Here is a 23091-nt window from a genome sequence, read left to right on the forward strand (position 1 = left end):
GGCAGGCGATCTGCGCCGCTTGTTTTCATCTGCGCTCTAGCTGGCGCCATAGTTTTTCGTGAAAATAGAATGCTAAGGTGTTACATGCCGGCTCAATTACAGCTATCAGTCCGCCTGTGAGCGCTGAGCCTGTAAGTAAATATGCAACTGTGAATGCAATGGTGAAGTGAAGAATGCTAAAGCTGAACGTTTTCCATAATGGGCCTTTCGTTCGTCCGGAGCAGCAGCGTGTGTCAGATAGGCTTCGCATTGGCGCCCCTTTATCAGTTGTTTGCGCCGCCGGGGATCGCAGACGGCGCAAATATTGGGTCATCGTTTCGCTTCTTCGCCAGGTGTTGCCGACCGGCTCAGGAATGCGCGGGTGATTTCTGGCAAGTGCTCCCTCAACCAGTCGGCCATCGCGACCTCCTCCTTCAAAATCGCTCGGCACGCTTCGGCAGTAAGCTCATCACCTGAGGCCGTTGCTGCCTCAATAAGCACGGTATAGGAGGCGATTTCAAGGTTCTCAAATACATAACCAGACATAGCCCCTTTGACGACTTCATCACTCATGGTCATACCACCCACAGCCTGCCCGAATGCCATGAGCTTTCCTGCAAGATCTTTCAAAGTTGAAGGACTTCCTCCCAAACGCTTAATGCATTCCCCAAGTAGACGTTGTTGTCCCTCCGTCTCTGCGATGTGTTGAACGATCCGCTCACGAAGCTCGGGATAATTTTCTAACCGCTCTGCTTGTGCTTTGAGCATTTTCTCCGCTTGCTGCTCCATTGCATGAGCATCTCGCAGCCAATCGAGTAAGTTTTCAGTCGGGGTCGTCATGGTCAATATCCTCGGAAATGAGTTATTGGGAATCCGGATTGTCTCAGGGGTTCGTTTCGGTCGACGAATGGATGGGTACGCTAAAGATTAGAGTTAAGGTATTTTCGAGTGATGTGAAATTTCGATTGAACTTATCTTCCCGGTCCATTCATCCAGAAAGCGGATATGGATTTAGCACGTAATAACATCTGTTCGCTCCTAAGCATTGATGGTGCCTACATTAGAGGGCGCCTGCTTACTAGCCGCGAGGAGCAAACCATGTTTATCCATAACAAACGCTTGCAATATACCGTGCGTGTCGCCCAGCCCAATCCCGGCCTGGCCAATCTGTTGCTCGAACAATTCGGTGGTGCTCAGGGCGAGCTGGCCGCTGCTAGCCGATATATCACCCAGGCACTGGCGGAAGACGACCCAGGGCGTAAAGACCTGCTGATGGATATTGCAACCGAAGAGCTCAGCCACCTGGAGATCGTCGGCTCCATAATCGTCATGCTCAACAAGGGTGCCAAAGGCCGCTTGGCCGAAGGGGTCGAAGAGGAAGGCGAGCTGTATCGAGCAATCAATGGTGCGGGTAACGACTCCCACATCACCAGCATCTTGTATGGTGCCGGTGCTCCACTGACCAATTCGGCTGGCGTCCCTTGGAGCGCTGCCTATGTCGATACCATAGGCGAGCCTACAGCAGACTTTCGTTCGAACATTGCAGCTGAAGCGCGAGCCAAGATCGTCTACGAACGTCTGATGAACGTTACCGATGACCCGGGCGTGAAAGAGGCGCTGGGCTTTCTCATGACCCGGGAGATCGCCCATCAGCTTTCCTTTGAAAAGGCGCTTCATACCATTCAGCCGAACTTCCCCCAAGGCAAACTCCCTGGTATGCCGGAGTTCACCAACAAGTATTTCAATATGTCTGGTGAGCCCAATGTGCGTGGCCCTTGGAACGAGGGCAGTGAGTGGGAGTACGTGGAAAATCCATCAGCTGCTGTGGATGGTGGGGATGGCACCGCTTCGGTGACGCTCACTCCTGCCGAAGCTGAAACAGTTGAGGCGATGAAGCTTCGGACAATGTCTGATCCAACCGCCAACCCGGTTACAGGCGCAGATCTCGGCTCCGGCTTGATTAATGGCAAAGACTGAGAAAGTCGGAGGCATCATGAACATTCTGCGCAAGAAAGCCTCGCTACATCGCCTGTTTGGTGTTGAGCACCTCATGAGCCAAGCGTTGGCCGAATTTGAAGCTGAGTCCCGCCTGGCCTGTCGAGCTCTGCGTGTACGCATGGCCGTAATGACCTTCGGAGTCGGCTCGCTTCTACCCAACGACCTTCCCGGCGATGCGCCGGAAGTCGAGCGCCCGGAAACTTTTCTGAGTAACACCCTGCACTGATCACTACCGTCTAGGAGATAACCAATGGCTGCACGGAAAACTGTTGAAGACCTGTTTATCCATGAACTGTCTGATGTGTATAGCGCAGAAAAGCAGATCACCAAGGCGCTGCCTCGGTTGGCCAGGGCCGCCACCAATCCACTACTGGCCGACGCCTTCACATCCCACCTGGCCGAGACCCAGGGTCAGATCGAGCGCATCGACCAACTGGTGGAGTCGGCAGGTTTGAAGCTCAAGCGGATGAAGTGCGTTGCGATGGAGGGGCTGGTGGAGGAGAGCAAGGAATTGCTCGATGAAATCGAACAAGGCGCGGTGCTGGATGCCGCACTGATCGGCGCCTGCCAGAAGGTAGAGCATTACGAGATCGCCAGCTATGGAACGCTGATCGCCATGGCCAAGCACCTGGGAATGAAGGAAGCAGTGTCGTTGCTGGGCGATACCTTGGCCGAGGAAAAAGCGGCGGACGACAAGCTTTCTGCTATCGCTGAAGAAGGAGGTAACCAGGCGGCCACACTCGAAAAATGAAGGCGCGAGCCCGGTGCCGATGCACCGGGCTTTTCACACCTTACTTTCCCTTGGATTTTGGGGGATGATCACCATCATGATGATCGCCAAACACGACAGCCTCTCCCCGAAGGGGGCGCGCCCAAGACCTTATCTAACACAGTTGTTGCAGGCGGCTATTGGCTAGACCGGCTATTCGTAGTGGATGGCGTAGCTGTTGAAGAACGATGTACATGGGCACCGGTTGGATCGGTGATTTGAATGACATTACCGTGCTGCCAGCCATCCGCCTGGGGATCAGCATCAGGAATACGGATGTCAGCCCGCTCGCCTTTGGTTTTCCCAGCATCCACACCCAAGCGCCCATTGCGCTGTTCGACCATCGCCGGGTCAGCCTGCCCATCTGCGGTAAAGCCCATCATCAACTGCGGCACCCCCACCGGCAGCGCTTTGTCCTGATCGGTATGCCAGGTGTGCCACGTCTTCCCGTAGGTGTGAGCCAGTCGCGCCATCAGGGCATGTTCCGCAGGATCAGGGATGCCTGGGGCGATCAACTGCCCAGAGGAGACCTCGTAGCCATGACTGTGCCACATCGCCTTCTCCCTCGTTGGTAAGCCGGCAAAAAGCTTCTCGTCGATGATGTACTCGACGCCCATGATCTTCGCCCCCTTGGTATTGCCGTCGAATATCACACATTGAATGACATCCTCGTTGAGGATGGAGCAGTAGTGGTGCGCTTCCATCTGCACGTCCGGATGCCCGTTGTAGAAGTGAAAGCCATCCAGGTAAGCGTTGATGGCCTCAATGGGCGGCTTGGACTGCAGCGTCGCGGCGCCGGCTTCCAGCAGCTGGGTTTTAGCAGACTCGGGCCTGCCTGGTGTCTCCACAGGAGACTTCGTTTCGTGAGCGGAGCAGGCCCACAGCAGAGAGCAAGCGAGGGGAAGGGTTATCGTTTGAAATAGCTGTCGCATGAGAAAGGCTCTGGCTGGTGTCCTTAGAGGACAACCATGGCCAATAAAGCGGACAGCCCAACGGACGAGTGGTCTGAGTCAGTTTCAAATGGCTAATCCATCCAATAACGGCCTCTTCGCTGGCCAAAGCAGTGCTCGACCAGCTGAGGTAGTTGCCGTCCAGGGTGTCCAGCAGCGAGTGGATAGCCTGTTCCCTGAAACTGCCGACGTCGTGCAACTTGGCGGCTGACCGGGAGCAACCTGCCCACGAAAGTTGTCCAGATTTAACGAACCAGGCGCAATGATCAAGGAGATTCTCGTGACCGAAAAGAAGGCGCGCGTCAGCAACCAGGCTTCGGGCGACATTTCCGGCTTGGCCCGCGATATGTTCTTCGCCGCGGTGCAAACTACCCGGATGCCGATGATCGTCACCGATCCTAACCGAGACGACAACCCGATCATCTTCGCCAACCGGGCCTTCCTGGAAATGACAGGTTATGCCGCGGAGGAGATTCTGGGCCAAAACTGCCGATTCCTGCAGGGGCCCGACACCGACCGCACGGTGGTAGACAGCCTGCGTCAGGCCATAGAGCAGCGCGTCGATATTGCGGCTGAGATCCTCAACTATCGTAAGGACGGTTCAAGCTTCTGGAATGCCTTGTTTCTCTCGCCGATTTTCAATGAGCGCGGTGAGCTGATCTATTACTTTGCTTCTCAGCTGGATGTCAGCCGACGCCGCGACGCCGAAGACGCCCTGCGTCAGGCGCAAAAAATGGAAGCGTTGGGGCAGCTGACAGGCGGAATCGCCCACGACTTCAACAACCTGTTGCAGGTCATGGGTGGCTACCTGGGCCTGATCGCCCGTCAAGCCGAGAAGCCCCAGGCGGACCTGAACCGTATTCGCCGTAGCGTCGGGCATGCGCAATCGGCAGTCGACCGTGCCAGTACCTGGACCAAGCAATTGCTGGCGTTCGCCCGTAAGCAGAAGTTGCATGGACGGGTACTGAACCTGAACCACCTGATTGACGATGCGCGCCCAATCATCGAGCGTACGTTCGGCGCCGAGGTGACGGTGGAGTTTGATCTTGAGGACCAGCTGCGTAGCTGCCGGATCGACGCGACACAGGCAGAAGTGGCCCTGCTGAATATTTTCCTCAACGCCAGGGATGCCCTGATAGGCCGCAAGCGGCCGCACATATTCATCGCAACCCGAAACGTCCTGATCACCGATCCAAGCCTGTCGTTTGACGGATTGCTGCCGGGTGGCTACGTGAGTATATCCATCACCGACAACGGTGTCGGTATGCCTGCGGGCATCCGTGACCGTGTGATGGACCCTTTTTTCACCACAAAGGAAGAGGGAAAAGGGTCGGGGCTGGGGTTGTCGATGGTGTACGGTTTTGCCCGCCAGTCCGGGGGCGCGGCGCGTATTTACACCGAAGAAGGCGAAGGTACCACGTTGCGCCTGTACTTCCCGGTGGATGACGCTCAGCTGGTGCAGCAGCAACCGTCGAAAGTGGCTAAGCGCAGTGCTGGCAGTGAGCGCATCCTGATCGTCGAGGACCGGCCGGATGTGGCCGAGCTGGCGAAGATGGTGTTGGAGGACTACGGCTATGCCGCCGACATGGTGCTTAACGCCCGCGAGGCGCTTAAACTGATCCAGGCTGGGGAGCGATATGACTTGCTGTTTACCGACTTGATCATGCCGGGCGGCATGAACGGCGTAATGCTTGCCCGAGCCGTGCGGCGCCTGCAACCTGGGATCAAAGTCTTGCTGACGACAGGCTACGCGGAAAACGCGATCGAGCGGACTGACATTGGCGGCGCCGAGTTCGAGGTCATCTCCAAGCCCTGCCAGCCACACGATCTGGCTTGCCGGGTCAGACAGGTACTAGATGGTCCGACTGGCGTGGCGTGATGGGCAACGGGGCGCAAGCAAGCTGTTTTGATGGCAGGTGCGCGTGAGGCCGCCATGATGCCCGGATTGGGCTGCGCCACGGGCACGGTGTGTTGCAATCTTATTGTGCATGAACATGGGACGTCCACATCAGCGCGCAGGAGCAGCCCGGCTGCCCCTGCGATTTTCACGGATGACTAGCGGTTGTCATCACTCTTGCGACCGCCACCGTGGCTATGCTGGCCACCGACCCGTCCGGCTTCCGAGGCTTTTTCGCGGTCATTGGCAAAGTTGCCGCCGGACGCCTGGCCGCCCTTGTGGCCAGCTTCGGATGCCCGCTCAGGGTCGTTCTTGAAATTACCGCCGGATGCCTGGCCACCCTTGTGACCTGCTTCCGAGGCGCGCTCTGGATCGTTCTTGAAATACCTCCTGACACCTGGCCGCCTTTGTGCCCGGCCTCGGATGCCTTTTCCCGGTCATTGGCAAAGTTGCCTGGATTGGTGTTGGCGTTGCCACCTTGATTCCCGCGGTCGTCTTGATTGCTAGCCATGATTGACACCTCATGTCGGTAGTTACACAGGAAGGTCTGTGTTAACCAGTGACCCATGGAAAGCGGCACATCGTGCAAAGAATTTCACTCGGGCGGACAAGAGGCTCTAATGAAAGTTGGCCTTTCATCTTGTGGCAAACAAAACTGGCGACCAAGCATGCAGGAAGCCTTAATCATGCACCACCAAAGCCTTGCACGATGGCAAACAGAGTTCACCCTTGCCGGCTGCCAGCCGTCTTTTGGGCTGAACGAATGCGAACCGATAACGATCAATCCTACTGAGTCGTCCATCCCCATCTGAAAAAAGGAGTATCCGTATGGCCAACTACCTGTACTTGATCAGCTACATCCTCGACAACCAACCCGGCACCTGCGAGCTGCGCAGTGAACAGGAAAACTTGAGTCGCGAAGCGGCGCGCGATTACCTGCAAGGCCTGCATCGTAGTGAAGCGTCGTCGTTTACTGACGTGCAGGTGCAGCGCCTTGAGCATGACCACGAGCGCGGCACATCGCCGGGGCATTACCAACAGCCCTGAGCAGGGGCGGCACGCATGGTTTCATCCATTAACCCGCTCAGCAACACCATCGCCAGGCGGCAGGACAAGCCCGTGGGCGAGGACGGGTCACAAACCGAGCATGTTGTAGTGCACGTAGTACATGATCCATAGCGACAACCCCACCAACAGCACGATGATCACCACGGAGAACACCAGCGCCACCAGGCTCCAGCGCTGCTCACGCGCGGTGGTCAGGTGCAGGAAGAACATCATGTGCACCAGAATCTGCACCACCGCGCAGACCAGCGCCAACAGGAAGGTAGCGGCGCGCGGCAAGCTGGGAAACATGGCCAGCCCGAACGGCACAATGGTCAGCAACGCAGCCAGCAGGAAGCCGATATTGTACGATCTGTGGCTGGACTGGCTGGCGCCGGCACTGCTGTGAATCTGGCTTTCGCTGCTCATCAGATCACTCCGAACAGGTAGACGACGGTAAACACGCACACCCACACGATGTCGAGAAAATGCCAGAACAGGCTCAGGCAGCTCAGCCGTGTGGAGTTGACACAGCACAGGCCACGCTGCTGGACCTGGATCATCAGCAGGGCCATCCACACCAGGCCGACCAGCACGTGCAGGCCATGGGTGCCGACCAGGGTGAAGAAGCCGGTGAGAAACGCGCTGCGCTGCGGCCCGTAGCCCTCGGCGATCAAGTGGTGGAACTCGTTCACCTCCATGGCGACGAAAGCCAGGCCCAGCACAAAGGTGACCCCCAGCCACTGCAGCACCCGGCGCTTGTCCTTGCGGTGGTTGGCCAGCATGGCGTAGCCATAGGTGATGCTGCTGAGCAGTAGCAGGCTGGTTTCGCCCAGGACGTAGGGCAGCTCAAAGATGTCCGCAGGGCCAGGGCCGCCCGCCACGGACTGGCCCAGCACCGCATAAGTGGCGAACAACGTGGCGAACAGGATGCAGTCGGTCATCAGGTAGATCCAGAAGCCGAACAGGCTCAGCGAACCCGCATCCTCGTAGCCTTGCTCCTGCTGGTGGGCGCTTTCGTTCAAGATGATGTGCGACATGGCTCAGGCCTCCGCCATCAGCTGACGCCGTTGGGTTTCCACGCGTTCGACTTCCTCGGCCGTCACGTAGTACTCGGTATGCCGGTCGTAGCTGCGTACGATCAGTGCTGCCACCGTGGTCAGCAGTGAGGCAATCGCCAGCCACCAGATATGCCAGACCAAGGCGAAGCCCAGCACTGTGCTCAATGCGCCGATCAACACGCCCAGGCTAGTGTTGCACGGCATGTGAATCCTGCGAAAATCCGCCTCGATCAGCGTCTTGACCCCACGCTCCTTCATTCCCCAATAGGCGTCGATGCCGTGCACCACCGGTTGCTCGGCAAAGTTGTAGAACGGCGGCGGTGACGCAGTGGCCCACTCCAGCGTGCGGCCATCCCAGGGATCGCCGGTGTGGTCGCGGTTTTCGTGGCGCTTGCGGATGCTCACAATCAGTTGCATTAGCTGGCAGGCCACGCCGCAGAGGATGATAAGCACACCAACCATCTCCAGCAGCAGAAACGGCCGCCACTCAGGCACATTGAAATGGTTCAGGCGCCGGGTCATGCCCATGAAACCGAGAAAGTAAGATGGCATGAAAGCGAAATAGAAACCCGCCAGCCAGCACCAGAACGCGGCACGCCCCAGCGGGTCGTAGAGCTTGAAACCGAACGCCTTGGGGAACCAGTAGGTCAGGCCACACAGGTAGCCGAACACCGCGCCGCCAATAATCACGTTATGGAAATGCGCGATGAGAAACAGGCTGTTGTGCAGCAGGAAGTCTGCGCCCGGCACCGCCAGCAGCACGCCGGTCATGCCGCCAATGCTGAAGGTGACGATGAAGCCCACCGTCCACAGCATGGGTGTCTCGAAGCGCACCCGACCGCGGTACATGGTGAACAGCCAGGTGAAGATCTTCACCCCAGTCGGGACGGCGATGATCATGGTCATAATGCCGAAGAACGCGTTCACGTTCGGCCCGGCGCCCATGGTGAAAAAGTGGTGTACCCAGACGATGAACGACAGCAGGGTGATGACGATGGTGGCCCAGACCAGCGAGTAGTAGCCGAACAGCCGCTTGCGTGAAAAGGTAGAGGCCACCTCAGAAAAGATTCCGAAAGCCGGCAGGATCAGGATGTACACCTCCGGGTGGCCCCAGGCCCAGATGAGGTTGATATACATCATCGGGTTGCCGCCCATCTCGTTGGTGAAGAAATGCATGCCCAGGTAGCGGTCCAGGCTGAGCATGAACAGCGTGGCGGTGAGAATGGGGAATGCGGCCAGAATCAGTATCGAAGTGCACAATACCGTCCAGGTGAACACCGGCATGCGGAACAAGGTCATGCCGGTGGTGCGCATTTTTAGGATGGTGACGAAGAAATTCAGCCCGGTCAGCAACGTCCCAACGCCGGAGATCTGCAAGGACCAGATGTAGTAATCCACGCCTACGCCCGGGCTGTAGCCGATACCGGACAAGGGCGGGTAGGCGACCCACCCAGTGCGGGCGAACTCACCGATCCCCAGCGAGAGATTCACCAAAACCGCACCCGATACGAACAGCCAGAAGCTCACCGCGTTCAGAAACGGGTAAGCCACGTCGCGCGCACCGATTTGCAACGGCACGACGATGTTCATAAGGCCGACCACGAATGGCATGGCCATGAAGAAGATCATGATCACGCCGTGAGCGGTGAAGATCTGGTCGTAGTGTTCCGGTGGCAGATAGCCGGGCGAGCCGTCCGAAGCCATGGCTTGCTGAGTACGCATCATCAGCGCGTCGGCAAAACCCCGCAGCAGCATCACCAGGGCGACCACGATGTACATCACGCCGATGCGCTTGTGGTCGACCGAGGTCAACCACTCCTTCCACAGATACGTCCATTTGCGCTTGTAGGTAATCATCCCAAAGCCGCAAACGCCGATCATGCCGACTACAGCAAGGGTGTACATGATGATGGGTTCGTCCATGGGGATGGCGTCCCAGCTCAACTTTCCGAACATGCGGGTCACTCCTTGCTGCCTTTCGGCGCTTCATCATCAGGGATGCTCAGGCGCCGTTCGACGTCGTTAGACCGGCCAATGCCCTGGTACTTGTCGATCAGGGACTGGAACAGGCCGTCGTCCACCTTGGCGTAGTGCTCCACAGGATGGGCGACGCTCGGTTTGGCCAGCTGTGCATAGCGCGCCTGGTCAAGCCGATTCGGTGACCTGCGCACCGCTGTCACCCAGGCGTCGAAACCGGCTTGGTCTAAAGCCAAGGCCTCGAAATACATATCGGAAAAACCCGGCCCGTTGTAGTTGGCAGCGATGCCGTTGTAGGTGCCCTTGTGGTTGGCGATCAGATGCAGCTGGGTCTGCATGCCCGCCATGGCATAGATTTGCCCGCCGAGGGCCGGAATGAAGAATGAAGTAATGGCGCCATCGGAGGTCACCCGAAAATCCACCGGGGTATCCACTGGCATGGCCAACTCATTGACCGAGGCGATGCCGAGTTCGGGATAGACGAATAGCCATTTCCAGTCTGTGGCGATCACCTGAACCTTTATCGCCGGTCGGTCAGCCACGAGTGGTCGGTACGGGTCCAGCGCATGGGTCGAGCGCCAGGTCACCACGCCGAGCACAATGATGATGATAAGCGGCACACCCCAGACCACTGCCTCGATAGCGCGCGAATGGTTCCATTCCGGCGTGTAGCGCGCCTTTTCATTGGAGGCGCGGTAGTGCACCGAGAATACCAGCGCCATGATCATGACCGGGACTACCACTATCAGCATAAGCAGCGTGGCGAGAATGATCAGGTTGCGCTGCTCCAACCCGACCTGACCTTTTGGATTGAACAACACCATGTCGCAACCCGAGAGCTGCAAAGCACCGATGCTGAGCAACATAAGACCGAGCAACCGTGCGCCATACGTGAATCTCGTGGCCATGATCTTGTCCTGTAGCGATTGCCAGTTGTTTTGCTTGTGGCGTTAGAAGGACGGCGACGAAACGAAGGTTGTATGAGATTTGCGGATTGGCGACGAATGGTGGATGTACAAAAAAACCGCTTTGTATAACTCGGCCGCCTGTCCGATGGCGTCGTTTCATTTGGACTGATTACGCGCGCGAGGCTATCTACCGCTGACAACAGCAGAGGACAGGCAGATGAAAAGAAGAGGGGAAACCTATCGTCAATGGTGCGATCCGATCCTGCACCACCAGATCCATGAGGAAACGCTGGACACAGGAGCCTGTCTCGAAGTGCAGGCACGCTTGTCACGAACGGGTGCCACTCAGTTGTTCATCGGAGTTTATCGCGCCGATGGCTCGATGATGAGTGAGCAAGCCTTTTTCCAATGCCCTGGCGAAACCATGAGTCGGGCGATGGTGTGGGGCGTCGGGTATGCCAGGCGAGTCGCGACCGAGGGCAAGGCGTTCGATGTCGAAGTGGTTGGAAGTTGAGGTGCGGGAGGAACCAGGCGAAGCAGCTGTTCCGATCGGATTGCTACCGGCGGGCGGTGATGGTCAATCCTTACTGTCAGGCTGTTCACCAGAAGGGGTTTACATCGCATGGATGGTGTTGCTTTACCGGTCGAGGGGCTGTAATGGGTGGATAGTTGTCATCCGCGACCCACCACTACACCGCGTCATCCCATAAGACGACCATGTACAACCAGTGGGCTCAATGGAAAGGAAGCATGTCTCTGCCGCGCGCCTTGGGCATGACCCGACGCGGGTGGCAGCAGACGGTGGAGCATCCTTTCGGAACGCTCAAACTGGGAACCACCCACTTCCTGGTCAAGACCCTGCCGAGGGTAATCGTCGAGATGAACCTTCAAGCTATCCTACAACCTCAAATGAATGATGAAGATAATCGGAATTGCAGGACTACGTAAGCGATCAGGGCATGAGGCCAGCTGCCGCGGTCCAGATGGCACAACCACCATGCCTATGACCGATCCAGGGTGATCCACGCCTCCATCTGCTAGACCTACAGGCCTGGTCCGCATATCTTCTTCGTGAACTGGGGCTTTTTTACACAGCCTGGGATGATAGCGCACACTTTTGCTCGGAACGGATCACACTGCAATCGAGAAAGTTCGAATCCCTACGCTTCCGCCACTAATTTTCATCAAGGCCCTGATTTTTCGGGGCTTTTTTGTGCCTGTGTGTTTTTGGTCCCCCATCTGGTCCCCCATTATTAGTGTGGCTTTTGCTGGTTTACTGCGGATTATGGTGGACGTGCTGTTTTCACGGGGCCTAAGGACTTACATTAGGACAGGGGCGATTTCTCCAAGGCTGCGTAGGTGTGCTTGGCTCTTGCCGGCAGCTATCGACCCGGCGCATGCATATTGGGGACGCTTCGCGACCCATCGCCGACACGTGCGGCTCCCACAGGTGGTGGCGCAGATCTGGAAGCTGGTGACATTCCTGTGGGAACCGGTTTGCCACGCTGAGGCCTGAACTGGAGAACACAAAGCCTTGGATCGATGCCTGTCATCACACCGTCGCTATCGCCCTATAATGGCTTAACAGAGCAACATGGGCAGGGCATGAAGCGAACGTTGGAAGGCATGGCCAAAGTCGGCGAGCCGCTACTGCGCGAAGCTCTTTATGCGATAAGGGCGCATCAGGCCGCCCAAGATAGCGGGGCATCTCAAGAGACAATCGAGCGGCTTAGAGTGTTGGCCGACTCCCTTTATCACGCGGTAGTGGATTTCCAGTTGCTTGAAGCCGGCAGTCTGTCTGAATCAATTCACTGATATCGAGGCACTGATGCCCAAACAGTCCAAGATCTTGCCGCCCGACCACCCAGCCTACAACGAGGCAATTGAGGCAATGCGCCGGTACCACGAAGCTCAGGATACTGGCGCGCCTGCAATAGAGGTGGAAAGATTACGCCTGATAGCTGAGTCTCTGTTCCAAGCTGTAACTGACTATCAAATGAGAGCCTTTGGCCGCGGGGACGGAACCACTCACTGATTGGCAGTTGCGCGGAAGATGGTGGGTCCAGTGAATGTCTGATTTCGACCCATTATAGATAGTCACCGTATGGCAGCTTACGGCCAGAAGCGGGCATCGGGCATCGGGCAACTGCAACCGTATCACTGGTAACCAGTCTGACTTACGCAATGTGAGTGGGCCGGCCGCAAGCCTGAAGGCTGTTCATCTTCCAGTGGGTGTTAGCTTGCCGGCGATTCGGCCGATGCGGTCGGGTATTCACCATTCTCGATGTTGTTTAGGTAAGTTCAGCCCTCTGCACGCCACCAAGGACAGCACGTATGCATTTACTCACCAAGGACAGCACGTATGCATTTACTCACCGATGAGCAGTTACGGGAGATCATTCACGACCCTTTCGTCTAGATAGACTCCGAGCGTCGCCAGGATTTCAAGCTTATGTAGACTTCTGCCAATGAGTTTTTCTGCCTCCTTTCATCAGCCTGCGAAGGCGTGAGAACGTGGCATCCAAGTGCCATTACTGATATTGTCCGGTGCTGCTCAAGAGGGATCTAGCAGTGACCACAAACTACCTCAAGTACTTCCCCAAGCCTGTCCTGGACGACCTCGTAAACGGCAGATGGCTGCCAATCATCGGGGCCGGCATGTCCTTGAATGCCCATGTCACGTCAGGTCAGAGACCTCCTCTTTGGGGGGAGCTAGGTAAGCTTCTTGAAGACGATCTTATTGACTTCAATTCCAGTGGGGCCCTCGACGCGATTTCTGCTTACGAGCATGAGCTAGGGCGGGCGAGGTTGATGGATAAGCTCACGCAGGTGTTGCTGATCCACGAAGCCCAGCCCGGGGCGGCGCACAAGAGCTTCTGCTCTATCCCATTCGATATCGTCTGCACAACAAATTTCGACTTCTTGCTGGAGCAGGAGTACCGGCTTGGGCCCAATGTTGTTTATCCGATCCTTGAAGAGGAGCAGCTCTCGCTGAATTCATCCAAGGCCGGTGTGAACCTGCTCAAGCTCCATGGCGACCTTCACCATCCGAGAAGGATGGTGGTCACGGAGGCTGACTACGACGGCTTTCTCGCGAACTATCCGCTGTTCGCAACCTACCTCGCGAATCTGCTGATTACCAAGACTGCGGTGTTGGTCGGGTACAGTCTCGACGATCCAGATTTCCGGCAGATTTGGCATGTGGTATCGCAGCGCCTGGGACGCACCAGACGATTTGCCTACTCGATCGTTGTAGGCGCGAATCAGTCCGATATTTCGCGGTTCGAGCGCCGCGGGGTAAAGGTGATCAATCTGCCAGGTACACGAGACAGGTACGGTGAGATCCTAGCGGCAGCTTTTGATGAGCTTCGGGAGCTTCTCAGGGACGAAGCTTTCACCGTGATGAAGCCGACTGAAGAGCGGGCGATGCAAGAACTGTCGCGACCACGGTCGGCGCCATCGCGGCTTTGCTTCTTCTCGCTGCCGTTGGAGGTTCTGCCTTTCTACAAAGACCAGGTATTTCCCGCCTTGAAGGATATCAACCTCGTCCCGATTACGGCTGATGGCGTAATTTCTCCTGGGGATATGGTTATCGCGAAGCTGGACGCTCTAATCGATCGGTCGATTGCAATGGTCATCGATCTGTCTTCCAACTGGACGATGGTTGAACTGAAGATGGCGATCAGTCGAGCGGCGTCGAGGAAGGAGAAAGGCAGGTCGCTCAAACTGATTGTAGTGATGAGGGAAGGCCAGCAGTTGCCCCTTGCTCTGGAGGACGTCACGGTGATTTATCGGCCTGATCTACTGACCTCTGAGTCAGAAGATTTCGCCCTAGACCTGATCACAACCCTGGAAAGGGAGCTTCCATCAGATCGTAACTCTCAATTGGATGAGGCCCGCCGGCTTCTGAGGGTAAGGGAGTATCGTGCGGCGATCGTTTCGGCGGTTACCTATCTTGAGGGCGAACTGCGGAGCGTGATGCGATACAAAGAAGACGACAGTGCGACAAGGCCAAATCACCAGTCACTGCTGGGAATGATAAAAAATGCGGTTAGCCGAAGCGTAATCCAATCGGAGTGGCTCCCCAGACTGCACGAGTGGGTACACATTAGGAACAGCATCGTTCATTCGAGGGGTGACGCTGAAGTATCTCAGCGAATGGCAAAGACTATCGTGGATGGGATCATCCAAATCGTGTCCAGCTTCCCGCCTACAATCACTCCGAAAGCGTCCTTTAGGGGGTAACGGCGCAGCAGGAACGCCTGCTGAGGAGTCGAGCAATTCTGCCCGATTCGCGCTTGCTTCCTACGTCGCCTTATGTGGCCCTACTTTTTCTTGGGTGCGGGAGGTGGCGCCTTCGGCGGAGTAGCTGGGCGCTGGCTCGTTGTCTCTTTGCTCACTCCGCCATTGACTGAGGTGGGCTTTCCTGTGTGATTCGACATGCTGAATCCTTGCATAGGGTGATTTGGGGTAGCTATGAACCTGGGTTGGCACAGCGTGGAGAGCTACGCGCGTCATCCGTTCCGACGTGGAGGTGCTGGCGGGGCTTTAGGTGGGGTGGCTGGCCGCTGGCTTACTGGACTGGGACGCTGAGGCTCGCTGCCGCTTGGTCGGCGTGGCTGTGGCGATATCCCTCTTTCTTCGTACATTGGTCCCCTCTACTTGTTGGGCGCTTTAGGCGGCGAAGGCGGTGGTGTAGCGGGGCGAACGTTAACTGGCGCTGGCGGGCTAACATTCATCCCCTCGTTACTGACTCGCTCCACCACATGCTTTTTGCTTGTGTCGCTCTTACTGGTCATTCGTTGTCTCCTGTAGCTCAAGGAACTCAACCATCAAAACGTCAGAATTTGAGACTAGATAACTCTCAATTCCCGGCATTTCGACCCATTCGTCCTGCTCATCTAGCCAGCACGGTTGTGTAATCAAAAAATGGCCTGTGGCGGGATCAGTTGGCCACACTTGGGGGTATCCGAAGAGGCGTCGGCCATCCAGCAGCGTCAACACTACGCTATGCCCAGATCGCTTGCGAAATGCGTAGACCCATTCCGGGTATGAGGCACGCGATGTGAGTCCAAGCTGCCTGGCAATCCCGTATAGATAGTCATGGTTGGACGCGTATGACAACCCCAAGCCTAGACATATCGCGAGTGCTATTCCCCATGCGCTCTCTACGTCTGTGGTCCAGAGGCCCATTACGAACCAATGGTCTCCCATCCACAGCAGGACCTTTGAGATCCCCGAAACGATGATGGTGATGATGCCGGTACCAATTAGCGCCTGTACCGTTCGCTCGAACTGGCCTGGTTTCTTTACATCGGCCAGCCAGTAAAAAATCATGGTGGTGATGAAGCCTGGTATCAGCATTTGAACCAGAGGGAGGATCTTCGTTGCTAGGTCTTCCAATGCCTGTTCCATCGAGTGGTGTCCGTTTGCCATCAATATAGCCGCGACGCATCTGTTAGAGGTAACGTTTTTTCATAGATGGCGGGCTAGAGGCAGCGCTAGCGCTCCACGTTCATAAGCGCAGTTCTCGACTACATCACAGTATCGACCTTGAGTACCCGAGCGCCTTATGACCGGACCTGAGGTAGCTTTCATCTCTGCTGAGCTGTGATCGCGGAGCCGCCCAGTCGGGCGAAAAGCACTACCGAGGTGATGAGTTGCGGTTGCATACTGCTCACTTTGCCTCTAGCATCAGGTTCTTCCTGAGTGTAAGTCCGCTAAACCTTACAAAGGTGCCGCAGGGCAGATCTTCACCCTCTCCGAATGACCTCGTAGAAGCAGTGAATCAGCCGGAAACTCAATCACATTTTCATGTTGGGTACCGGCCAATGTTAAAAAATCTTGCTCTGTGTTTATCCATCTTGGCAGCATCGTCACAGCTTCGGCTTCTGTTAATGCCTCTCGCCTTTTCAATCCCGATTCTGTCGGTGGCTTTATTGATCTGGGTGTCCCAGACCCTTTAGCGATGAGAAATGTGAATATTAGCAGGCTGACCTTTGTGTCCTCTCGGATCATCTCGACTGGGCGTGCTTTGGGAGGTTACTGTCGCCGGTTGGGAGTTATTAGCCTAAGTGGGCTTAGTTGTGGGATCAGGCCACGGGTTCGAACGTTTATTCAGCCGGCGGCTGTCTGGCATTGAGCTATGGCTTCAATGACGCGCGGTCGAGTGGGAATTATCGAGTCTTGTTGAGTGGCAGCTTTTGGCCGTTAGCTGCCGCTCCACGAAGGGCTGCTATGGGTCGATAGTAGACGCTCACTCTGGCCTGTGGCGCCCCGCGGCTATCCAGAAAGAACGTGCGCAGATGCTTGCCATCCATGAAGCGCCAACCGACCTTTCGCTTCCTGTATTCGCCAGGCTGGCGGACAAGTCCCGCCATCAAATCAACCGAGACATCAAGGCGCGAAGGCTGCTCTCTCAGCTTGGGCAACCGGGGGCAGCGAATTCCCGATTGGCAATTGGATCCCGTTAAGCATAAGTTGGTGCTGGCGATATTTGACGCACTGCCTGCGATGAGCGTTGGGGATCTCTATAAGATGCTGTGCAATCCCCGCCAAAAATTATGTGGGAACGTGCCGTGTAATGTAGTCACGCCTGACTTGACTGGAGGGTATTTTTAGAATTGTTGGTGAGTCGCTAATAGGCAATGTGGGGCGCGGTTTATGATAGCTTTGATCAAGCAGCGGTGGGTTTAGTGATTTTGGTTGTTTGTGCCGGAAGAGCGCTTAATGAGGCGATCTTTACCGATGTCTTTGTGTATAGGGTAAATAGTTTGGTCAGTAGGAGTGTCAGGGCGTTAGAAGCCCGAACATGTAGTTCGGGCTACTTTTTAGGCTGGACTCAGTTTGTATTGCTTGTCAAGCCACGCGCTGACTTCGTCGCGCTTGTGAGGAGCTTTTCCGGGCAGGTCTTCAAGTTTGTGAGCAACTAGGCTCCTGTTTTCGTCGTTGATCCCGCGCTTTCGTGTTTTTAGATAGTGGTCAATAAAGTATTCGACCTCCCAGCTTTCTGTCATGGAAACGTATATGCGATCAATTTTTCCGCGATACTTCTTGTTGTCGTCGTTTTTCCAAACCATCATTACTGTCTCGGCGTCATGGCGAATCGCCACTTTTGCTTTGTATCATGTCCCTTAGGATTGGATCCAGTGTAATTTTACTCTCACTATTAGCTGTGGTATTGGCAGCATTGCGCATAGCGGTTGAGCCCTCGGGCCTGAGGTCTCGACCGTGGCAACTTCAATTTTAATGCTTGCGGAAGGTCGGCCTTCCCGGGGTGCGGGAGGCCCGTTATGTACGCCTATCGCCCACTCTCTCGGGTGCGTTACCGCGTCTATTGGCGAGAGGTGCCTTATCCGTCGCTTTCTCAGGAGCGACTGACAAGCTATTGCATAGGTCTCTGCGGACCCGCAGTACGCTGGCGTCGCCACTCGCAGGAGGCAAGCACGGTAAGAGCCGCCAGCTTATCGCTGTCAGGGGCTTGGTGCCCTGATTCTGAGGGTAGGGGCTAGATTTTTCGGCGAAATGCACCCCAATGCCTCTGAGAAGGCTTCCAGCAGTGCTACGATAAGCGGGTGCGCCGACACGAACGAATGCCGCTCGGTGTCGGATTTTAAATTTTTACGGGTGGATGACATGAGTTCGCGTTACGATAGGGATGTTTGCAGTGACTCGCCAGTGCTCGAAGTTGCAGCTGTTCAGAGAGTTAAAGTTTGCAAGGGAGATGCTGGAGCATTTTCGGAGCAGGCGCTGAAGTGCTCATCTGATAAGTTAATAGTCCGTGGTAAACAAGATGCTCCTTTGGTTGCAAAGACTGCATATGGGCAAAGCCTTCTCGTGCCTGGGCATGATCGCCGATCCCGTGTCCTTGATACTTCCTTTGATCCTTGGAGGAAGATTTGTGCCCTTGAAATCACAGCTAGAGATGGTACGCCATTCATCGGCACTGGGTGGGTAGCAGGCCCCCGGCTGATTATTACTGCGGGCCACTGTGTCTTCAACAAGGTTTACGACGGGTGGATGGAAAATATAGAAGTTATTCCGGGGCGTGATGGCCAACTTGAGCCCTTTGGACGCTATAAAGCTAAGTCTTTTCGTACCATGGAAAGATGGTGTTCCGCGGGTGATGAAAATTATGATATTGGTGCAATCATCCTCTCGAATGACCTAGATAGCAGTCTCGGATCGTTTGCATTTGGGTTCTACCCGGAGGCACGCCTGAATTCGCAGATGGTGAATATTTCAGGCTATCCAATTTGTAACGTCGGTGAAGAGCAGATGCATCACTCGAATAGGGTTTGTGATGTCACAGATCACAAGCTTTATTATGATGTGGATACTGAGGGCGGGCAGAGCGGTTCTCCCATTTGGTTCTATCCAGATGACGACCTTGAGCCAGTAGTCATTGGCGTGCATAGTAATGGCGCTGGCAGAACATTGAATGCGAACTCTGGTGTTAGAATTACCCCGGCATTGGTCGATATTCTCTCTGAGTGGCGTACGCTTAAATGAAGGTGCGACTATGAAGTCCAAGATCATCTGCGGTTTCGTTGTCGATGATGCGGGGCACCCTGTCAAGGGTGCTTTCGTGATGGTGGAGAGTTCCGATTTTCCGGCGAAAGACATAGCGATCATTACAAATGAACGTGGGATTTTTAAACTTGAGTTGCCTGGTGGGGATTGTTGTATTTCTGCGGTCACTAAGTCAGGACTGAAGGGTGTAAAAAAAATATCGAAATACACGTCCTCTAAGGTAACGCCAACAATTTGCGTGCATAATTGATATGGCAAGAAGCGATCTTGTGGTAAAACTCGCCCAAGCCGGTTTGGGGGGAGATAAGGCCTCGGTTCGGCGAGTCGTTGAGGCAATAGTCTCAGAAGAGAAGGCTAGGCAGCATCACATATATGCACAAAAGCTGACGGATACACTTCGTTCTGCGAGGTGGGGCAGTGCGGGTGATCCAGTCGGGAGGTCCGAGGCATTTTCATATGAGGGTGCCCCACGAAAGGAATCAGTGCAGGACCTCTACGCTGAAGTGACTGTGACAAGAGGGATTTCAGATCTCTATCTGGAACCTGAGGTTTATGATGTCTGCTTAGAATTAATTGAGGAGCATAGGCGCGCTGATTTGTTGCGTTCATTTGCGCTGGAGCCGCGCAGCAAGTTGATATTAACTGGGCCTCCAGGAAATGGCAAGACAAGTTTGGCTGGCGCATTAGCATACGAGCTAGGGCTTCCTTTTTATGTAATGCGTTATGAAAGAATCATTGGTAGTTATCTTGGTGAGACTGCCTCGCGACTACAGTCGGCTTTTGAGTTTTTTAAAACGCGCCCGTGTGTTGTCTTCTTCGATGAGTTTGATGCTATCGGCAAAGAGCGGGGCGATGCGCACGACACTGGTGAGATTAAAAGGATTGTTAGTACTCTTCTTTTACAAGTGGATGATCTTCCTTCTTATAACGTTTTTGTTGCGGCTACCAACCATCCTGAATTGATAGATAGGGCTGCATGGCGGCGGTTTCAAATTCACTCCAATTTGGTTCCGCCAAAGTCTGAGCAAATTAGTGAATGGTTGGTAAGTTTTGAGTCTGCAGTTGGCGAGAAGCTTGGTGGGCTGAAGAGTGAGTTTGTGGGCTCATTAATTGGTAGTAGCTTTTCGGATATTGAGCAGGTCTTGCTCGATATTAGGAGGAAATTGGTTCTTTCGGGTGGTCAGCAAGATCTGAAAGCGATAGTTGATAAGCGTCTTTCGCAAAGCCGTGTAAGTAATTCGATTAAGGATAAGTCAAGAGATCATGGAAAAGCTCCCGCTGCTGATTCTAAATCCGCCAAAACAAGACGCGCGTCTGAAAGGCAGTCCGAGATTTTTCAGCATCTCGACACCTAGTTCAGAGCGGCAGCTATCTAGGCTTGGACCAAAGTTTGAAACGCTGAAACGGGTTTCTCAAAGTCCCGTGGCGTCGGGAACTTTATCAGAAGATACAGACGGCCTCCATCCTGAGAAAGCTATAGTTTTTGAATTGGCGCAGTCGAAACAGGAATTCAAGAGAGCAGCAGAAAAACTAGGTTTGACATGGGTGGATGAGGCTGATTTCAATTACCCAAGCAGTGACGATTTTCATGATAGGGAAAAGCCCGAAAAGCCTATGGAAGGGCGGCTCTATTTAACAGTTCCAAACCAGCGGGCAATCACCGAACTTTTGAGACTTTGGGCTCTGTACAGTTCGGGAAAAGGGTTGCCTAGAGGCTATGGCGATTGGAATAAATTATTCTCTCACCTCATAGACATCCGTTCATGGGGCGCTAGAGATCGACTGACGCCTGAAGCAAAGACTTTTATTGCTGGATTGAACGGGGCCGCTGATGAAAAAGTGCACTTCGAAATCGAACTCGTATTTCATGGAGAAAAAGAACGAGATCACGCAGCAATTCAGGCGCTGCTGACAAAGATTGAAATTGAGGCTGCGGAGGTTTTAGATCGTTCCTATATACCAGAGATCAGATATCACGCACTTCTGATTTCTATTACACAGATGCAAGCAAAAGCACTCCTTGATCTCGAAGCAAATTTGCTTACTCTTGATGAGGTTGCTTACATACGTCCTCAAGCAATGAGTATTTCATCATCGGAGCCCGAAGATATTGAACGGGTTGTTGAGATTGATGACTCCGGCAGCTTGCTCCCCCCAGTAGCAGCGCTGTTTGATGGTGTTGTAGTGCAAAATCATGATCTGTTGAAAGGGCGGCTTGTGATCGATGACGGTGAGGGGTTGGAGAGTACCTCTCCAGTTCGTACTCGGCATCATGGAACAGCTATGGCCTCTCTTATTTTGCATGGTGATATCGCAAAAGAAGAGGGTTCGTTGCCACGAAAATTGTATGTTCAATATTTGCTGGCTGCCAGTGAGCATTCTTCTGTCGAGACAACTCCAAATTCAAGACTTTTGCTAGATGTGATTTACTCTGCAGTTGTCAGGCTGAAGCAGGCTCCTAAAGAATTGGGAGGTGATGTATTTGTCATTAACCTTTCTCTCGGTGATGTAAATAGGCCATTTGCAGGCCAGATGAGCGCTTGGGGGCGCCTTATCGATTACCTGGCTTGGAAGTATAATCTTCTTTTTATTATCAGTGCTGGGAATATTGCTGAAGGACTATCTCTTGATGATGTGACGAAGCCAGTGCAGTTAACTAAGTTGACAGATGAAGAGCGCCATCTGCTATTCGTTTCTGCCGTACAATCTAAAATGGCACATCGTACTATTTTCTCCCCGGCGGAGGCGATCAATGCTCTCACTGTAGGTGCAAGTCACTCGGATGGCTGCGTAGCCACTCCAAGCCCATATCTTATCGAGCCGTTCTCGAGTGAGAAATTTCCGAGTTTGATATCCGGGCTTGGGTTGGGTTATAAACAAGCGGTAAAGCCGGAGGTCCTGAACTGTGGCGGGCGGGCGCTTTATACGTATACGGTTACTGCAGATGGGCTTCTGCTAACACCTGGGAAAGCTGGCCGATATTTTGGTCAGGAAGTTGCCGGCGTGTCCAGTGTAAATGATGTTGTTCGTACTATCGGTACTAGTAATTCGGCAGCTCTGGCTACAAGAGCAGCTGTAATTATTCATGACGAACTAAAGTCACAGTTCTCAGCTCAAGATTTTACTCGTATCCGGAAACTCTTACCCGCGCTTGTCAAGGGGTTGATTGTTCATTCCGCAAGCTGGGGGAGTGCAGGAGTTTTTCTGGAGTCAGTTTTGGAGCCCAAAGAGGGACGGCTTTGGAAGAATCGCCGTTCAAACATCACCCGTTTCCTAGGCTATGGAAAAATCGATCTTCCCAGAGTGTTAGAATGCACCGAACGCCGCGTGACCATGCTGGGTCTAGGTGCTTTGGAGAATGATAATGCTCAGCTTTTTAGCTTTCCGTTGCCAAAGTCGCTGTCAGGGCAGAAGGATGTCAGAAAACTGGTAGTGACGCTGGCGTGGCTGACTCCAACTAAGCCAGCAGAACAGTTTTATAAAGATGCTCTTTTAGATTTCGTGACCGAAGATTCAAATGGTTCGCCTATTGGGGTCTACCGAGTTCCAGCTAACCAACCCCCTTCAGATACATCCCGGAGAGGTACGGTGATACATGAGATTTATGAGGGTGAAGATGCAGTGCCTATCGGCGATGACGATGTCCTGCGGATTAGGGTGGAGTGTCGGACGCAAGGGGGGGCGGTATTGCCATCCATACCCTATGCTTTGATTGTGACCTTTGAAGTTTCGGATTCCTTGAAGGCTGATGTTTATACTGAAATCAGGGATAGAATTAAGCTGAGCTTCCGGTCTCAAGTGCAAAACTGATTATCCTAGGGTTGCTCTTTTATTGAGATGAAGTGTAGGTGGGTTTTGTGGTGCTCTTGGCCCTCTGAGAATTCTCAATAGGCTTGGGTGGCGAAGTCTATTATCTGGAATGGCTTCGCCGACCTCGTTGGCAGTGTTTGGGTCTAATTGTTTTAGGCTGATTAGG

The 23091-nt window shown here is 54.4% G+C and carries 22 protein-coding genes and 3 pseudogenes; 13 read left to right on the top strand and 12 right to left on the bottom strand.

Going from position 1 to position 23091, the window contains the following annotated elements; translation table 11 throughout:
* Positions 1 to 25: 25 nt before the first annotated feature.
* Together JZZ72_RS09440 and JZZ72_RS09445 are read right to left on the bottom strand one after the other, a co-directional pair.
* Entirely contained in the window at positions 26 to 250 is a 225-nt protein-coding gene (locus JZZ72_RS09440) for a DUF2061 domain-containing protein (RefSeq protein ID WP_080641021.1), read from the bottom strand.
* A 59-nt stretch (positions 251 to 309) separates the two neighbouring features.
* Entirely contained in the window at positions 310 to 819 is a 510-nt protein-coding gene (locus tag JZZ72_RS09445) for a ferritin-like domain-containing protein (protein WP_054888267.1), read from the bottom strand.
* Between the two features lie 258 nt (positions 820 to 1077).
* Between JZZ72_RS09445 and JZZ72_RS09450 the strand changes: the two genes are divergently transcribed.
* The 3 genes from JZZ72_RS09450 to JZZ72_RS09460 are packed head-to-tail and all read left to right on the top strand — an operon-like array spanning position 1078 to position 2728.
* Positions 1078 to 1956, top strand: coding sequence for a manganese catalase family protein (locus tag JZZ72_RS09450; protein WP_210014319.1), 879 nt, complete (start codon positions 1078 to 1080; stop codon positions 1954 to 1956).
* Positions 1957 to 1972: 16 nt separating this feature from the next.
* On the top strand, positions 1973 to 2203 hold the full coding sequence (locus tag JZZ72_RS09455) for a hypothetical protein (protein WP_054888269.1): 231 nt from the start codon (positions 1973 to 1975) through the stop codon (positions 2201 to 2203).
* Positions 2204 to 2227: 24 nt separating this feature from the next.
* Positions 2228 to 2728: a YciE/YciF ferroxidase family protein gene (locus tag JZZ72_RS09460; protein ID WP_054888270.1), complete on the top strand. Its 501-nt coding sequence runs from the start codon at positions 2228 to 2230 to the stop codon at positions 2726 to 2728.
* Positions 2729 to 2883: 155 nt separating this feature from the next.
* Here the strand turns inward: JZZ72_RS09460 and JZZ72_RS09465 are convergent, their stop codons facing one another.
* Positions 2884 to 3678, bottom strand: a complete 795-nt coding sequence (locus tag JZZ72_RS09465) for an OBAP family protein (protein WP_102689577.1) — start codon at positions 3676 to 3678, stop codon at positions 2884 to 2886.
* Between the two features lie 298 nt (positions 3679 to 3976).
* Between JZZ72_RS09465 and JZZ72_RS09470 the strand changes: the two genes are divergently transcribed.
* Positions 3977 to 5575, top strand: a complete 1599-nt coding sequence (locus JZZ72_RS09470; protein ID WP_210014401.1) for a histidine kinase famiy protein — start codon at positions 3977 to 3979, stop codon at positions 5573 to 5575.
* A 176-nt stretch (positions 5576 to 5751) separates the two neighbouring features.
* On the opposite strand, the pseudogene JZZ72_RS28220 reads toward JZZ72_RS09470, so the two are convergent.
* The 3 pseudogenes from JZZ72_RS28220 to JZZ72_RS28230 form a co-directional block, all read right to left on the bottom strand.
* Positions 5752 to 5820 (bottom strand): annotated as a pseudogene (locus tag JZZ72_RS28220) (glucose starvation-inducible protein B); the annotation flags it as partial.
* Between the two features lie 24 nt (positions 5821 to 5844).
* A pseudogene (locus JZZ72_RS28225) lies at positions 5845 to 5976 on the bottom strand (general stress protein); the annotation flags it as partial.
* A gap of 35 nt (positions 5977 to 6011) precedes the next feature.
* Positions 6012 to 6161 (bottom strand): annotated as a pseudogene (locus tag JZZ72_RS28230) (hypothetical protein); the annotation flags it as partial.
* Positions 6162 to 6421: 260 nt separating this feature from the next.
* Here JZZ72_RS28230 and JZZ72_RS09480 point away from each other — a divergent pair.
* A complete protein-coding gene (locus JZZ72_RS09480; RefSeq protein ID WP_102689575.1) occupies positions 6422 to 6640 on the top strand; it encodes a hypothetical protein in 219 nt (72 codons plus the stop codon).
* Between the two features lie 87 nt (positions 6641 to 6727).
* Here the strand turns inward: JZZ72_RS09480 and cyoD are convergent, their stop codons facing one another.
* Genes cyoD through cyoA form a run of 4 tightly spaced genes read right to left on the bottom strand, consistent with a single transcriptional unit; the run spans position 6728 to position 10541 of the window.
* The gene (cyoD, locus tag JZZ72_RS09485) at positions 6728 to 7066 is read right to left on the bottom strand and encodes a cytochrome o ubiquinol oxidase subunit IV (RefSeq protein ID WP_210014320.1); all 339 of its coding nucleotides are present in this window, start codon (positions 7064 to 7066) and stop codon (positions 6728 to 6730) included.
* Positions 7066 to 7677 (bottom strand): cytochrome o ubiquinol oxidase subunit III, encoded by a 612-nt coding sequence (gene cyoC, locus JZZ72_RS09490; RefSeq protein ID WP_134698424.1) that lies wholly within the window; start codon positions 7675 to 7677, stop codon positions 7066 to 7068. Before cyoC ends, cyoD begins: the two co-directional genes overlap by 1 nt.
* A gap of 3 nt (positions 7678 to 7680) precedes the next feature.
* Positions 7681 to 9654, bottom strand: coding sequence for a cytochrome o ubiquinol oxidase subunit I (cyoB, locus tag JZZ72_RS09495; RefSeq protein WP_210014402.1), 1974 nt, complete (start codon positions 9652 to 9654; stop codon positions 7681 to 7683).
* A gap of 5 nt (positions 9655 to 9659) precedes the next feature.
* A complete protein-coding gene (gene cyoA / locus JZZ72_RS09500) occupies positions 9660 to 10541 on the bottom strand; it encodes a ubiquinol oxidase subunit II (RefSeq protein WP_408004342.1) in 882 nt (293 codons plus the stop codon).
* Positions 10542 to 10800: 259 nt separating this feature from the next.
* On the opposite strand from cyoA, the gene JZZ72_RS09505 reads away from it, so the two are divergent.
* From JZZ72_RS09505 to JZZ72_RS09515, 4 genes are all read left to right on the top strand, one after another.
* A complete protein-coding gene (locus JZZ72_RS09505) occupies positions 10801 to 11097 on the top strand; it encodes a hypothetical protein (RefSeq protein ID WP_054888278.1) in 297 nt (98 codons plus the stop codon).
* Between the two features lie 1091 nt (positions 11098 to 12188).
* On the top strand, positions 12189 to 12398 hold the full coding sequence (locus JZZ72_RS09510; RefSeq protein WP_210014322.1) for a hypothetical protein: 210 nt from the start codon (positions 12189 to 12191) through the stop codon (positions 12396 to 12398).
* Positions 12399 to 12411: 13 nt separating this feature from the next.
* A complete protein-coding gene (locus tag JZZ72_RS27780) occupies positions 12412 to 12618 on the top strand; it encodes a hypothetical protein (RefSeq protein WP_236066247.1) in 207 nt (68 codons plus the stop codon).
* 536 nt (positions 12619 to 13154) lie between these two features.
* Positions 13155 to 14828, top strand: coding sequence for an SIR2 family NAD-dependent protein deacylase (locus tag JZZ72_RS09515; protein WP_210014323.1), 1674 nt, complete (start codon positions 13155 to 13157; stop codon positions 14826 to 14828).
* 543 nt (positions 14829 to 15371) lie between these two features.
* Here JZZ72_RS09515 and JZZ72_RS09520 read toward each other — a convergent pair.
* The gene (locus tag JZZ72_RS09520) at positions 15372 to 15998 is read right to left on the bottom strand and encodes a DUF6338 family protein (RefSeq protein ID WP_236066248.1); all 627 of its coding nucleotides are present in this window, start codon (positions 15996 to 15998) and stop codon (positions 15372 to 15374) included.
* A 1415-nt stretch (positions 15999 to 17413) separates the two neighbouring features.
* On the bottom strand, positions 17414 to 17695 hold the full coding sequence (locus JZZ72_RS09525) for a hypothetical protein (protein WP_210014325.1): 282 nt from the start codon (positions 17693 to 17695) through the stop codon (positions 17414 to 17416).
* 523 nt (positions 17696 to 18218) lie between these two features.
* Between JZZ72_RS09525 and JZZ72_RS09530 the strand changes: the two genes are divergently transcribed.
* The 4 genes from JZZ72_RS09530 to JZZ72_RS09545 all read left to right on the top strand — a co-directional run bounded on the left by JZZ72_RS09530 (position 18219) and on the right by JZZ72_RS09545 (position 22925).
* Positions 18219 to 19094 (top strand): trypsin-like serine peptidase, encoded by an 876-nt coding sequence (locus JZZ72_RS09530; protein WP_210014326.1) that lies wholly within the window; start codon positions 18219 to 18221, stop codon positions 19092 to 19094.
* A gap of 10 nt (positions 19095 to 19104) precedes the next feature.
* Entirely contained in the window at positions 19105 to 19365 is a 261-nt protein-coding gene (locus tag JZZ72_RS09535) for a peptidase associated/transthyretin-like domain-containing protein (protein ID WP_210014327.1), read from the top strand.
* A gap of 232 nt (positions 19366 to 19597) precedes the next feature.
* Positions 19598 to 20470 carry an AAA family ATPase gene (locus JZZ72_RS09540; protein ID WP_210014328.1) on the top strand — a complete coding sequence of 291 codons (873 nt, stop codon included), beginning with the start codon at positions 19598 to 19600 and terminating at the stop codon, positions 20468 to 20470.
* Positions 20379 to 22925 carry a S8 family peptidase gene (locus tag JZZ72_RS09545; RefSeq protein ID WP_210014329.1) on the top strand — a complete coding sequence of 849 codons (2547 nt, stop codon included), beginning with the start codon at positions 20379 to 20381 and terminating at the stop codon, positions 22923 to 22925. Before JZZ72_RS09540 ends, JZZ72_RS09545 begins: the two co-directional genes overlap by 92 nt.
* Positions 22926 to 23091: the final 166 nt, after the last annotated feature.

Source organism: Pseudomonas palmensis, assembly GCF_017848315.1.
Lineage (GTDB): Bacteria > Pseudomonadota > Gammaproteobacteria > Pseudomonadales > Pseudomonadaceae > Aquipseudomonas > Aquipseudomonas palmensis.